We start from the raw sequence: 13,135 nt of genomic DNA, 5'->3' as shown, positions 1-13,135 counted from the left end.
CGACTCTTATGTCCCATATACGAAGGCGTCGCCAGAATTCGCACGCTTTTGACCGGCCGCACCTGTGAGCCACAACGTCGAAAAACAAAAAGGACCTGCGGTCCGAGGACAGGCAAGTCCTTAATTCGATGCGGATTTTATCACGCAGCGCGATTGTCTGCCGATAGTTAGGCTGGCTGCGTCGAGCGAAGAGTCACCCAAAACGCTTCGAAGATTCAGCACGGATTATCGGTAAGAGCCGGCGATACGCACCGAATTCTGGTTGTTGGAGACATACCACCACGCGGCTGAAGGTCATTCTTCTTTAAGGAAATGCCGTCACTTGAATGAATCATCTTTTCCACACACGCGGTCGTGGATGACCTCCCGGTTATCCGTCGCAACTGTGTGCGACACACTCGAATTCGGAAATATATACTCATCTGCCAAAATGAAATCGGCAAAACTGTCTATAAAAGCTAAAGTTCCGCGCCGAGGAGCCGTAATTATAGGTAATCGTCTAGAAAGATGGTTTGCGTTAAGTAACAAGTTCCGCTTCACCAGAATTCGCGCCTGAGGCGAATTCAACGCGCAAACGTTCAAACGCAGCAAGCGCGTGGCTTTTTCTTCGTGCCGGTCCTTAGGTAATACGCCGCAATCGCTCCAGGCGCTCGAAACGCGTGGACGAACGGTGTGGGTCCGGCTGTCTGGCAGCGTCCGGCATTTGCCGTTGGACTGATCTGCCCACCCTTCGGGGCAATTTCATTCGGCATCCGAATGAACTCGCTCCCGGCACCCATCCGCAGGGTTAAGCGGGACGCAGGTCCGTAACCGATTTGCCGATTCATTTCCGGCGCTTTGGTCAACGCACTCATTTTCTGAGCCGACGCACAACACATCATTAGTAACGCTAACTAATAATATGAAGAATTCGACCCATACCCCTGCCCGTTTCGCCTTCACTGCTCCCAAGGCAAGTCTGATTGCCGCCACGATCGTCGCCAGCGTGCTCCTCACCGCGTGCGGCGGAGCCGGCAACGACGCCTTCGACCTCGCATCGACCGCGGAAGCCTCGAAGCGCAACACATCGGCATTCGTCGTGACGGCGCCGACGGTCAACGCAACCGCGACCGGCACCGTTACCGTGAAAGGCACGACCGGATCGAAATGGACCACGGTTTCTGTCGTCGACATGACGACGGGCAACAAGGTAGCGCGCGATGCCGTGCCCGCAAGCGGCGCATTCTCGACGACCGTCGATACCACGCGCCAGGTCAACGGCGTGCATACGTGGCAGATCACGGCGGCGAATGCATCGAACAGCGTGCGCTCGGTGCAAAACGTCAGCGTGACGGTGTCGAACACGAAGGCCACGACGCCTGCCACGCCGACCACCACCAAGATCTTCTACGGCGCGAACGGCCACAATAACGAAGGCGGCGCATACGACATTTCCAGCCCCGCGCTGCAACTGTCGCAACTGCAGGATCTCGGCGTGAAGCTGTACCGCAACGAGGTCTATAGCCAGGCGGCGGCGACCAAGCTCGCGGGCATTGCGAAGACGATGGCGGCAGGCGGCGTGACCGTGTATCCGGTGATGCTGATGGGTATCGACTTCAACAGCGAAACCGATGCTTATAACGCAGGCTTCGCGCTTGGCCAGCAGACGGCCGCCGCGAGCAAGTATCCGTACTATGAAGTCAGCAACGAACTCGAAGCGGACTGCCTTACGGGCAACGTGGATGGTGTCTATCCCCAGCACTTCGACAACAAGAAGTTCCAGCTTGCGCGTGGCGTGATCCGCGGCATGATCGCCGGCGTGAAGTCGGTGGATACGGCGGGCAAGATCATCATGGGCGGCGGCGCGTGGATGCACTACGGCTTCGACCAGATGCTCGCGGCCGGCACGCAGCCGGACGGCACGACGGGTCACCCGGTTGTGAGCTGGGACGTCACCGCATGGCACTGGTACTCGGACCAGGGCGACATCACGAACGCATGCGGCGGCACGGGCTGCCACGACATCCTCGCGACGCTGCAGGCAATGGGCAAGCCGATCTGGATCAACGAATTCGGCGTGCGTCCGAACATGGGCACGGATCAACAGATCGCGTCGTACCTCGTCGGCAACAAGATGATGGCTCAGTTCGTCTCGGTGGCGACGAAGTACAACATCCAGGCTATCCAGACGTACGAACTGTACGACGATCCGGCGGGCGGCGAAGGTGCTTACGGTCTGATCAAGAACGACGGCAAGACGGTGAAGGCGGCTTACACGGCATTCAAGAACTTCGTCACGGCAAACCCGAAGTAAAGATGTTCTTGCAAGCGGCTCGCAGTCGGGGTCGCATGAAGCAAAAAAAAGCGGACAGGCAAATCAAACGCCTGTCCGCTTTTTCGCTTGTTTCGTGCAGATACCGAGCCTGACAAAGGCCCGCCGCAAAAGAAAAAGCCCGAGAGTGATGACACTCTCGGGCTTCTTAATTCTGGTGGCCTGGGACGGAATCGAACCATCGACACGCGGATTTTCAATCCGCTGCTCTACCAACTGAGCTACCGGGCCATCGGAGAAGTGAGACTATATCAGAGTGATGCACGAGGCTCAAGCCTTGAGCCGAATTTTTCTCTAATTCGACGCAATCGGCTCGATGCCACGGGTCAAACGTCGTTCTTGTTCTTTCCAAGATCGACGCCCAATTGCTTGAGCTTGCGGTACAAGTGTGTACGTTCGAGCCCCGTCTTTTCGGCGACGCGCGTCATGCTGCCGTTCTCGCGCGCGAGGTGATATTCGAAGTACGCGCGCTCGAAAGCATCGCGGGCGTCGCGCAAGGGAATATCGAACGAGATCGATGCCGTCTGTCCCGCGTTCGGCGATGCCCCGCCCGAAGCCGCGTCGCCGGGTGTGGCGTTCAACGCCGACGCGCTCGGCAGCGCAGCGGCCACCGGCACGCCGGATGCCCCCGCGCTCGTCAGCGGCTTGGTCGATGACACGACCGCGGGCGCCGCGCTTCCATGCGCCAGACCCTGCTCGACCGCCTTAAGCAGTTTCTGCAACGCGATCGGCTTCTCGAGAAAATTGAGCGCGCCGATCTTCGTCGCTTCGACGGCCGTGTCGATGGTCGCGTGCCCCGACATCATGATGACCGGCATCGTGAGCTTGCCCTGCGCGGCCCACTCCTTCAGCAGCGTTACGCCGTCGGTGTCGGGCATCCAGATGTCGAGCAGCACGAGGTCGGGCGTCTGCTGCAAGCGGTAGTCGCGCGCGTGTTGCGCGTTCTCCGCCACGTCCACCACGTGGCCTTCGTCGCTCAGGATCTCGGAGAGCAGTTCCCGGATCCCCATTTCATCGTCTACTACCAGGATGGTCGCCATTTAAGCTGCCCTTGTCTGCACTGTTGCTTTTGTCGTTCCGTGATTCGCTGCCGTGCCCGTTCCCCGCGTCGTCGCGCCGGGAGCGGCGGTATCGTCCGCGAGTTGAAGAAACAGAATCGATATCTGCGCGCCCTCGATGACATCCGCGTTCTTCGACCGATTGCGAATGTCGATGCGCGCGCCGTGCTCGTCGACGATCTTCTTCACCGTTGCAAGTCCTAGTCCCGTGCCCTTTGCTTTCGTCGTGACGTACGGCTCGAAAGCGCGTGACAAGATGCGCGCCGGGAAGCCCGAACCGTTGTCCGACACCGTGAGCCGTACCGCGACACGCGCATGGCCCGATGCGTCAGGCTCGCCATATTCTACTGTTCTCGTTTCGAGAAGCACGCGCGGCTCCGCGACATCGGCCACGGCGTCCTGCGCGTTCTGCAACAGGTTGTGAATCACCTGTCTTATCTGCGTGGCATCGCCGCGAATTACCGGCAGTTTCGTGAGGTCCACCTTGATCGCGCTCTTGCCTTCCTCGATGCCATACAAGGTCAGCACTTCGGCGACCAGTTCGTTCAATTGCAGATTACCGAGGACGGCCGGCGGCGTACGCGCATATTCGCGGAAATCGTCGACCATCTGCTTCATCGCCTGCACCTGATTGACGATGGTCGTCGATGCGCGCCTCAGCACTTCGGCGTCGGGCGCGGCGAGTTTGTCCGCGAGCTTCATTTGCAGACGTTCGGCGGAAAGCTGAATGGGCGTGAGCGGATTCTTGATCTCATGCGCAAGGCGCCGCGCCACTTCGCCCCAAGCCACGGAACGCTGCGCGGAGATCACGTCGGAGATATCGTCGAACACGACGACATAGCCGGTGGTTTCCGCGTCGTCGGAGTCGGCGTCGGTGGCGCTTAGCAACTGCGTGCCGCGCACGAGCAAGGTAAGCGGCTCGTTCTCGCCAGGCACCGTCACCGCGACTTGCTGCTGCCAGTGTCCGCGATCGCCAATGGGATGCCCGCTGCCGACAGCGGCGGCATCGCGTTCGGCGAAGGCTTTCTTGACCATCGCGCCGAACTCGCCGAGGGCATCGATCTGATCGAGCGGCTGATTCAGCAAGCCGATAAACCGCTGCCGGAAGATGCGTTCCGCGCCGCGATTGACAGTGGTGAGCCGAAACTGCCGGTCGAACACGAACACGCCCGCCGTGAGATTCGCGAGAATGCTTTCCAGATACGCCTTCGAATGCTCCAGCGCGATGCGGTTGTTTTCCACCGCCGCGCGCGCCTCGGAAAGCTGCCGCGTCATCGCGTTGAACGACTGCGTGAGAAAGCCGAGTTCATCGCGCGAATTGATCTCGCGTTTTGGCGTGTAGTCGCCTTCGGCCACCTCCTTCGTGCCTTGCGCGAGCAGGAACAGCGGTCGCGCGAGCTGATTGCCAAGCGCGAGCGCGAGCATCATCGCGATGAACGTGGCGAGAAAGAGCGCGAGCGTCAGCGTGCCGATATACATCTTGCGCAAGCCCGTGCGCCCCAGCCGCTTTTCCTGATATTCACGATACGCGCGCTGCACGGCATCCGCGTTGCGCGCGAGTTCCTGACTCACCGGCTGCTCGATCTGCAGGAAGCGATCGACGTGCTGAAACTCCGTGGTCGTCGTGGGATCGGGGATCTTCGTGATCACCCGCAATCGCAACGCGCCTTTCGGCCCGGTGGACGATGGATCGCCGTCGATCTCGCCTTCTATCGCGCCATATGGATGATCTTGCGCCTCCTTCAGCATCGAGCCGGTCGGCTCGTTCGTCGGCAACAGCGAATAGTAGTTGCCCGAGGCCTGCGCGATAGTGCGCAATCCCGACACGCGCTGCGTGCCGTTGTTCGCGGACAAATCCTCGCGGTTGTACTGATCGCGCGGACGCTCGAACACGACCGCGTCCTGAATGTTGTATTGATCGCGCAACCGCAGGAGCGAAAGCGTGAGACTCGACTGATCCGCGCTAGCAAGCTGATCGCTCATTTGCCGGCCGCGCGCCTTGAAGTCGGCGAGCGATGTCTGCAACATGCCGCGCCCGAGCGTGAGACCCGACGTGAGCGCGGTCTCGACGTTCACGTCGAACCATGATTCGATACTGCGCGACACGAACTGATACGACACGACGTAGATGATCGCGCCCGGCAGCACGCCGACCAGCGCGAAGATCAACGCGAGCTTGGCCAGTAGCCGCGTGCCGAAGCGGCCCTGCCGCACGCGCGCCACGATGATCGCCGTGAGGCTGATCACGATCAGCATGAAGATGAGCGCAATCGCCACGTTCGCCGCGTAGAGCCAGCCGTAATAGCGGTCGAAGAATTCGGTATTGGCGCTGGCGAGCGCGAGCATCACGAGCAGCAGAACCGCCGTGACCGCCACTGTCGAGACCAGCAACCGGACGACGAGACTTTTCATGTCCGTGCGGCCGCGTCGAAATCTATTTCGCACGTTCTGCCGCCGTAAAAGTAAAACGCTTCCAGTCCGATGAGAGGTTCCAGTCGCGGTTGTTCACCGCGTCGATCTGGAACGGCTTGGGCATCAGCGCGATGTCGAGTTGCATGCGCACCGATGCGTTATAGGTTTCGCCGGGATGCACCTGATTGCGGTCGAAGACATGCCACGATGTCACGTGCTTGATCACCGCCATGGCTTCGTTGAGCGATGCAAAGCGCAATTGCAGGCCGCCTGTCGACACGCGATATTCATTGGTCAACGGCTGATAAGACAGCCGGATGCTCTGCGAAACATTCACCGGCTCCTCGTCGAACCAGTACCAGCGCGGCCGGGACAAGTTGAAGTCGATGGTGAAATAGAGCGGCACGCTGCGGTTCACGGCTTCTTCGAGGCTGCTGTTGAGGTCGAAGTCGAAATGGGCATCGAGATTCCAGCCGTTATTGTCCGACTGCAACGAAGCCCGCTGCACGGAAATGGTTTCGGCGAAGGCGGAATCCGCTGCCGCGAAATACAGGCAGAACGTCAGCGCGGTCCAGACGACGAGCGCGAGCCGAAGCGGAAAAAGGCGTTTGATCGTCACCGTTTCTGAAAGCGCGCGTAGAAGAATCCGTCGTGGTCCGCGCGGTAACTCGATGCAGCTTCCGCGTTCCCGTTCGATGGCTGGCCGGCCACTTGTGTACTGTCCCGTGACCCGTTTGCCGCGCCCGCGCCCGCACCGGCACGCGCCCTGGTCGGCAGCAACTGGCCCGGCGCGTCCAATCGTACCGCATCTTCATGCGTGCTTCCAAACCAGCGGGCCTGCTCTTCGCCTTCTTCGGGAAAGATCGAGCAAGTCACGTAGAGCAACTCGCCACCCTTGGCGACGAGCGGCCAGAGCGCCGTGAGAATGCGCCGCTGTTCTTCGACGAGCGTCGCGATGTCCGAGGGCCGCCGCAACCAGCGGATGTCCGGATGACGCCGCACGATGCCCGAGGCCGAACACGGCACGTCCGCGAGAATGCGATCGAACGGCGCGCCATCGAACCATTGCGAAGGATCGCCGGCATCGCCCACGCAAATCTCGGCGTGCAGCTTGAGGCGCGCGAGATTTTCGCCGATACGTCCCGCGCGAGTCGCATCGCTTTCCAGCGCGACGAGTTCGACATTCGCGAGTTCGAGGATATGACCGGTCTTGCCGCCAGGCGCGGCGCACGCGTCGAGCACGCGCATGCCGTCACGCGCGTCGAGCGCTTGTGCCGCGAGTTGCGCGCCCGCGTCCTGCACGGACACGACGCCATCCGCGAAGCCCGGAATACGCTCGACCGGCATCGGTGTTTCAAGGCGCACCGCGTGCAGGCCGGCGGCTTCCGCTTGGATATGTTCCTGCCGCAAGCGTTCGATATAGGCATCGACGGTGGCGTGACGCGCGTTCACACGCAGCGTGAGCGGCGCCTGCACGTTGCCCGCATCGAGATTCTCTTGCCACGCGTCCGGCCGACCGCGCTTCACGGCGTCGATCCACCATTGCGGATAATTCCAGCGCGCGACTTCGCTCACACGCGCTTCTTCGAGGAGCGCATCGCGTTCGCGCAGAAAGCCGCGCAGCACGGCGTTGACGAGGCCCTTCGCGAAAGCAAACTCGCGGCGCGTGGCGATGGCGGTCACCGCCTGATCGACGACGGTGAACGGCGCGTAGGCCGCGTGCGCTTCGTCGTCGGTGAGCAGCGTGAACGCGCAGACCAGCACGTTGGCCACGTGCGGCGGCGGCGCCTTGCGGACGAGCTTATGCAAAAGCGCATCGGCAAGTGCGAGACGCCGCATCGCGCGATACGCAATGTCCTGAATCGCGCCCCGTGCCGCCGGCTGCCTGCCCGCGGCGATAACCGTCTGCAAGGCGGCCGGCAACGCCGATCCCGCGCGCACGGCGCCGACCGCCTGCGCCGCGCCGTCGAGCGCGAACGCAAGGGAATCGGGAGCAAGATGCAGCGCGCTCAAATGAGTCGCTCCGCGCGCCGAGTGCGGCGCGGTGGAAAGTCGCCGGGAAGGCTTGTCGGTCATGTGTAAGGTCGTGCGACTTCGTGTGAACATCGATTCGAACGACGATTGTAACGTGCAAGGCTTCGTGGCCCGGTGCTTGCGCGTTTCGCACCACAAAAGGAAAAAGGCCGCGCCAGCGTGACTGGAACGGCCTTCGGTGTTACGCGTCGTGACGACGCCCCGGATTACATGCGCCCGGTGCGCGCCATTTCCATCAAGCGCGCGACGCGTTCTTCCGTCGCCGGGTGCGTCGAGAACCAGTTCGCGATGCTGCCGCCCGACAGCGGATTCATGATCATCATCTGCGCCGTGGCCGGGTGCGCTTCCGCCGTGGGGAACGGCACGCCGGACGCGTACGCGTGGATTTTCTCGAGCGCGCTGGCGAGCGCTTGTGGATCGCCGGAAATCTCCGCGCCGCCGCGATCCGCCTCGAATTCACGCGCGCGAGAAATGGCCATCTGGATCAACGCGCCCGCAATAGGCGCGAGGATAGCCACCGCGATGCTCGCAATCGGGTTCGACGGGCGCCCTTCGTCATCGCGGCCACCGAAGAACATGGCGAAGTTCGCGAGCGCGGAGATTGCACCGGCCATCGTTGCCGAAATGGTCGAGATGAGAATGTCGCGATGCTTCACGTGCGCCAGTTCGTGCGCCATCACGCCGCGCATTTCGCGCTCGGACAGCACGCGCAGGATGCCGGTGGTCGCCGCGACGGCCGCGTGTTCCGGATTGCGACCGGTTGCAAACGCGTTCGGCGCGTCTTCGTTGATGAGGTAGACACGCGGCATCGGCAACTGAGCGCGCGTGGCCAGGTCGCGCACCATGCGATAAAACTGCGGCGCAGTGGTTTCGTCGACCTCCTGCGCGTTGTACATGCGCAGGACCATCTTGTCCGAGAACCAATACGAAAAGAAATTCATGCCGAGCGCGACGACGAGCGCGAGCATCATTCCCTTCGACCCGCCGATCATCCCGCCGATCACAACGAAGAGGGCCGTGATCGCAGCCATCAGCATCGCGGTTTTGACCCAATTGAACATGTCAGGAACTCCTATCCCTAATACGGTGCGCAATTTGCGCGATGGTCCCGGCCACACTGGCCAGGACGCTCATTGTAAGCAAATCGTTAGATAGGGGCATCCGCGAAAAATTCAATCGGGTTGTTGCGTTCAGCGATGTGACGTCGCGAGCTTCAGTCCCAGGCCGACGAACGCCGTGCCCACACCGCGATCCAGCCACTTTTTCATCCCCGGTTTGCCCGAAAAACGTTCGGTGACGCTGCCCGCGATCCACGCAACGAAGCTGTTCCAGACCGTGCTCATGGCGATAAACACGAGTCCGAGCGTGAGAAACGCGAGCGTCTTGTGCTGGCTGTCCGCCGCGACGAATTGAGGAAAGAACGAGACGAAGAACAGCACGACTTTCGGATTCAGCACGTTCGTGACGAAGCCTTGCGCGAACAATTGATGCAGCGATTTTGGCGCGGCTTGCGCGATGGTTCGTGCTGCGTGAGCGTCTACGGCCTTGTCGTGCTTCGCGAGAATGAGCCGCACGCCGAGATAAATCAGGTAGATCGCGCCAGCGATCTTGACGACGGTGAACGCCGTGGCCGACGCCGCGAGAATCGCCGTTAATCCGAATGCGCACGCGAGCGTATGAACGATGCAGCCCGCCGAGATGCCGAGCGCGGATACGATTCCCGCGCCGCGTCCCTGCGCGACGCTGCGCCCGACGATATAGGCAGTATCGGGGCCGGGCGTGACATTCAGCAGAAAGACGGCGACGAGAAAGAAGGCAAAACCGGTAATGCCGAGCATCGGAAACTCCAAGCGTGCGCGTGTTGAAGATTCACGATTCTAGCGCCGCGCGACGCATGCGTTACATGTCCGTCGCGCGTGCTTCAAGCCTGGGTCAAGCGTCCGGATCGGTTTCTTGCAGCGCGAAACGCTGACCTCGGGCAAGCGGCGCGCCCGCGAGAAACTCGCGCACGGGCAGGCGCTTGCCGCCGGGCTTTTGCAACTGCGTGAGCCTGAGCGCGCCCGTTCCGCAGGCCATGACGACTCCTTCCGCCGACACATCCACGATGGTGCCCGGATCGGCTTGCCACTCGCCGCTCACCGGCTGCGCGGACCAGATCTTGATCGCGACGCCATCGAGCGTGCCGAACGCGCCGGGGAACGGGTCGAACGCGCGCACCTGACGCGCAAGCGTTTCCGCCGGACGCCGCCAGTCGAGCGCGGCCTCGTTCTTGGCGATCTTCTGTGCGTAGGTCGTGCCGTCGTCAGGCTGCGGTGTCGATGGCAGCGCGCCGTCGCGTTCGAGGTCGCGGAGAGCCGCGACGATCAGATCCGCGCCAAGTTTCGCAAGGCGGTCGTGCAGCGTGGCGGTGGTGTCGTCCGCGCCAATAGCCGTGCGGCCCTCGCGGATCATCGCGCCGGTGTCGAGGCCCGCGTCCATTTGCATGAGCGTAATGCCCGATTCGGCGTCGCCCGCTTCGATCGCGCGATGGATCGGCGCGGCGCCGCGCCAGCGCGGCAACAACGAAGCGTGGATGTTGATGGCGCCGCGCGGCGGAATGTCGAGCACTTCCTGCGGCAGGATGAGCCCGTAGGCGGCGACCACCATCACGTCGTGCGGCGTGGCGCGCAGCAACTCGATGGCATCGGCGGCTTCTTGCGGATACTTCCCCGCGCGCCTGAGCGACGTGGGCTGCGCGACCGTTAGCCCGTGTTCGACGGCAAAACGCTTGACGGGGCTGGCGGTCAGCTTCATGCCACGGCCAGCGGGCCGGTCGGGCTGGGTCAGAACCAGCGGCACGGGAAATCCGGCCGCGTGGATAGCCGCGAGCGCGGCGGCGGCAAATTCCGGCGTACCGGCGAAAACGACACGCAGCGATTGAGTCATCGATTGTTACTACCCTTGAGACAACATAAAGCGCTTTACAGCGCCTTTTCGAGCTTCTTCATCTTGCCGCGAATGCGCGTTTGCTTGAGCGTCGAGAGATATTCGACGAACACGTGACCCGCCAAATGATCCATTTCATGCTGGATGCACACGGCAAGCAGGCCATCGCAGTCCAGTTCGTAGCTTTCGCCTTTCTCGTTGAGCGCCTTCACGCGCACCTTGTCCGGCCGTTCGACGAAGTCGTAGATGCCCGGCACCGAGAGGCAGCCTTCTTCCCACTCTTTCTTAACCTCGCTCGCCCAGACGATCTCCGGGTTGATGAATACGAGCAGTTCGTCGTGTGCATCCGATACGTCGATGACGATTACCCGCTCATGGACGTCCACCTGAGTCGCGGCGAGGCCGACGCCGGGTGCCGCGTACATGGTTTCGGCCATGTCGGCGACGAGCTTGCGAATGCGGTCGTCCACGACGGCGACGGGCTTCGCCACCTTGTGCAGCCGCTTGTCCGGGTAGTTCAGTATCTTGAGCAGAGCCATGATTCGGATTATCTACGCGCGCCGCGACGCGTGTGAAGTCGGCCATTCGGCCAGGTTGCGGGTGGGTGGCGGCATGCCGAAGATATGCAGGTGAATCCGCTGGATTCAACGCCGCCGGCAAGCGGCCAACCGGCGTCGCTCGGCCTGAACACACGGGCGGGCGACACTTCTTAATTACGTTCCGGGACCAAAAATCTTAACATGACGACCGCCTTACCGCCGACCGAGCCTCAACCGGAAGCGCTCACCACGGACCTCGACGAACTTTCCGCCTGGCTGCGGCTCACGCATGCAAAGGGACTGCGTCCCGCCGCCCTGCGCGCGCTCTTGAGCGCGTTTGGCGGACCGAAGAACGTTCTAGCCGAAAGTTTCGCCTCGCTCGCCGAAGTCACCGACACCGATGCCGCGACCGCCGCGCTCGCGCCGCCCGCCGAAGTCGAAGGCGTGCCATTCGGCAACTATATTGAACGCGTGCTGGAATGGGCCGCCGAACCCGGCAATCACATTCTCACTTTCGCCGATACCGCGTATCCGCAAGCGCTCCTCACCATGCCCGATCCGCCCGCGCTCTTGTACGCGAAAGGGCGAACCGACTTGCTGCAAGCGCGCGCGGTGGCGATCGTCGGCAGCCGGAACGCCACGCCGCAAGGACTCGAAGACGCGCGCCGGTTCGCGCGCGCGCTCTCGGACGCCGGGCTTGCCGTCGCGTCGGGGCTCGCGCTCGGCATCGATGGCGCGGCGCATCGGGGCGCGCTGGACGGCGCCACAGGCACGATCGCCGTCATCGGGACGGGCGCGGATCTGGTGTATCCGTCGCTGCATCATCAGCTCGCGCACGAAATCGCCCGCGATGGCGTGATCGTGTCCGAATGGCCGCTCGGCACGCCCGCGCGCTCCGCCAACTTTCCGCAGCGCAACCGGCTCATCGCGGGCCTGGTGCAGGGCGTTTTGATCGTCGAGGCGGCAATGCGCTCCGGCTCGCTCATCACCGCGCGGCTTGCCAACGAAATGGGCCGCGATGTTTTCGCCATGCCCGGTTCGATCCACGCGCCGCTGTCGCAGGGTTGTCATCGCATCATCAAGCAGGGCGCGAAGCTCGTGGAAACGCCGGAAGACGTGCTGGAGGAATTCGGCTTTCCCGCCACACGTCGCAAAAAGCGCGGCAAGGCACCGGCTCCGGCAAACGCCTCGTGGGCTTCGGCGCGTCTGCCCGGCAAACCCGAGACCGACGAAGCCGCCCGCGTGCTCGCCGCGCTCGGCCATGCACCCGCGACGCTTGAAAATCTCGCTGCCCGCACCGATCTCGACGGAGCCGCGCTGCAAAGCGCTCTGCTGCAACTCGAATTATCGGGCTTGATCGCGGCCTTGCCGGGCGGACGCGTGACGGCGCTCGAACGCTCGTGAAGTGGCGTCGTGCTACATTCGCGAAAAATGAGTACGACGCCAAACCCCAGACGAAAGGACGCCAGAAACGCCATGTCCGCGCTGAATCTCGATACCGATGCCGATGAGATCGCCGAGCGCATCGCCGTGCCCGGCACCTTGTTCGTCGCCTGTCTGTGCGCCGAATGGTGCGGAACCTGCCGCGAATATCGCGAAGGTTTCGACAAACTGGCGGCGGCGCACCCGGAAATCTGCTTCGCGTGGATCGATATCGAAAATCACGCGGACCGTTTCGATGACCTCGATGTCGAGAATTTCCCGACCATTCTCATCGAGGACTCGGTGACGACCCGCTTCTTCGGCACCGTGTTGCCGCAGGCTTCCATCGTCGAACGCATGCTGGTCGATCTGACCGCGCTGCCGAACATGGCGGGCGCGCCGAAACTGCGTCCGGCGCTTGCCACGGCGTAGAA

At 62.3% G+C, this 13,135-nt stretch carries 11 protein-coding genes and 1 tRNA gene; 3 read left to right on the top strand and 9 right to left on the bottom strand.

Features of this window, described 5'->3' with window-relative positions:
* Positions 1 to 1,381 precede the first annotated feature (1,381 nt).
* Positions 1,382 to 2,293, top strand: a complete 912-nt coding sequence (locus P9250_RS18960) for a lipopolysaccharide biosynthesis protein (RefSeq protein ID WP_310396807.1) — start codon at positions 1,382 to 1,384, stop codon at positions 2,291 to 2,293.
* A gap of 173 nt (positions 2,294 to 2,466) precedes the next feature.
* Here P9250_RS18960 and P9250_RS18955 read toward each other — a convergent pair.
* From P9250_RS18955 to def, 9 genes are all read right to left on the bottom strand, one after another.
* Positions 2,467 to 2,542 (bottom strand) — tRNA-Phe (locus P9250_RS18955).
* Between the two features lie 95 nt (positions 2,543 to 2,637).
* On the bottom strand, positions 2,638 to 3,351 hold the full coding sequence (gene esaR, locus P9250_RS18950) for a response regulator transcription factor EsaR (RefSeq protein WP_250462569.1): 714 nt from the start codon (positions 3,349 to 3,351) through the stop codon (positions 2,638 to 2,640).
* Positions 3,352 to 5,781 carry a PAS domain-containing sensor histidine kinase gene (locus P9250_RS18945; RefSeq protein WP_284502940.1) on the bottom strand — a complete coding sequence of 810 codons (2,430 nt, stop codon included), beginning with the start codon at positions 5,779 to 5,781 and terminating at the stop codon, positions 3,352 to 3,354.
* 22 nt (positions 5,782 to 5,803) lie between these two features.
* The gene (locus tag P9250_RS18940) at positions 5,804 to 6,400 is read right to left on the bottom strand and encodes a DUF4390 domain-containing protein (protein WP_250462564.1); all 597 of its coding nucleotides are present in this window, start codon (positions 6,398 to 6,400) and stop codon (positions 5,804 to 5,806) included.
* Entirely contained in the window at positions 6,397 to 7,857 is a 1,461-nt protein-coding gene (rsmB, locus tag P9250_RS18935; RefSeq protein ID WP_310394562.1) for a 16S rRNA (cytosine(967)-C(5))-methyltransferase RsmB, read from the bottom strand. Before rsmB ends, P9250_RS18940 begins: the two co-directional genes overlap by 4 nt.
* Positions 7,858 to 8,021: 164 nt before the next feature.
* A complete protein-coding gene (htpX, locus tag P9250_RS18930) occupies positions 8,022 to 8,876 on the bottom strand; it encodes a zinc metalloprotease HtpX (RefSeq protein ID WP_244826731.1) in 855 nt (284 codons plus the stop codon).
* 129 nt (positions 8,877 to 9,005) lie between these two features.
* Entirely contained in the window at positions 9,006 to 9,653 is a 648-nt protein-coding gene (locus tag P9250_RS18925) for a LysE family translocator (RefSeq protein ID WP_310394560.1), read from the bottom strand.
* A 94-nt stretch (positions 9,654 to 9,747) separates the two neighbouring features.
* Complete coding sequence (fmt, locus tag P9250_RS18920; RefSeq protein WP_310394557.1) at positions 9,748 to 10,740, bottom strand: methionyl-tRNA formyltransferase; 993 nt, start codon at positions 10,738 to 10,740, stop codon at positions 9,748 to 9,750.
* Positions 10,741 to 10,775: 35 nt separating this feature from the next.
* Positions 10,776 to 11,279: a peptide deformylase gene (gene def / locus P9250_RS18915; RefSeq protein WP_244826728.1), complete on the bottom strand. Its 504-nt coding sequence runs from the start codon at positions 11,277 to 11,279 to the stop codon at positions 10,776 to 10,778.
* Between the two features lie 201 nt (positions 11,280 to 11,480).
* On the opposite strand from def, the gene dprA reads away from it, so the two are divergent.
* Entirely contained in the window at positions 11,481 to 12,683 is a 1,203-nt protein-coding gene (dprA, locus tag P9250_RS18910) for a DNA-processing protein DprA (protein ID WP_310394555.1), read from the top strand.
* 72 nt (positions 12,684 to 12,755) lie between these two features.
* Positions 12,756 to 13,133 carry a thioredoxin family protein gene (locus P9250_RS18905; protein ID WP_250491640.1) on the top strand — a complete coding sequence of 126 codons (378 nt, stop codon included), beginning with the start codon at positions 12,756 to 12,758 and terminating at the stop codon, positions 13,131 to 13,133.
* Positions 13,134 to 13,135 lie beyond the last annotated feature (2 nt).

It is taken from the genome of Caballeronia sp. LP006, assembly GCF_031450995.1.
In the GTDB taxonomy this organism is placed as follows: Bacteria; Pseudomonadota; Gammaproteobacteria; order Burkholderiales; family Burkholderiaceae; genus Caballeronia.
Note: the sequence above shows the minus strand (reverse complement) of the source record. Positions and strands in the feature narration are given on the sequence as shown.

Coding starts and splice junctions, on each gene's coding strand:
- esaR (WP_250462569.1), bottom strand. CDS start 3,351: ATGGCGACCATCCTGGTAGTAGACGATGAAATGGGGATCCGGGAACTG.
- P9250_RS18945 (WP_284502940.1), bottom strand. CDS start 5,781: ATGAAAAGTCTCGTCGTCCGGTTGCTGGTCTCGACAGTGGCGGTCACG.
- fmt (WP_310394557.1), bottom strand. CDS start 10,740: ATGACTCAATCGCTGCGTGTCGTTTTCGCCGGTACGCCGGAATTTGCC.
- rsmB (WP_310394562.1), bottom strand. CDS start 7,857: ATGACCGACAAGCCTTCCCGGCGACTTTCCACCGCGCCGCACTCGGCG.
- htpX (WP_244826731.1), bottom strand. CDS start 8,876: ATGTTCAATTGGGTCAAAACCGCGATGCTGATGGCTGCGATCACGGCC.
- dprA (WP_310394555.1), top strand. CDS start 11,481: ATGACGACCGCCTTACCGCCGACCGAGCCTCAACCGGAAGCGCTCACC.
- def (WP_244826728.1), bottom strand. CDS start 11,279: ATGGCTCTGCTCAAGATACTGAACTACCCGGACAAGCGGCTGCACAAG.
- P9250_RS18925 (WP_310394560.1), bottom strand. CDS start 9,653: ATGCTCGGCATTACCGGTTTTGCCTTCTTTCTCGTCGCCGTCTTTCTG.
- P9250_RS18905 (WP_250491640.1), top strand. CDS start 12,756: ATGTCCGCGCTGAATCTCGATACCGATGCCGATGAGATCGCCGAGCGC.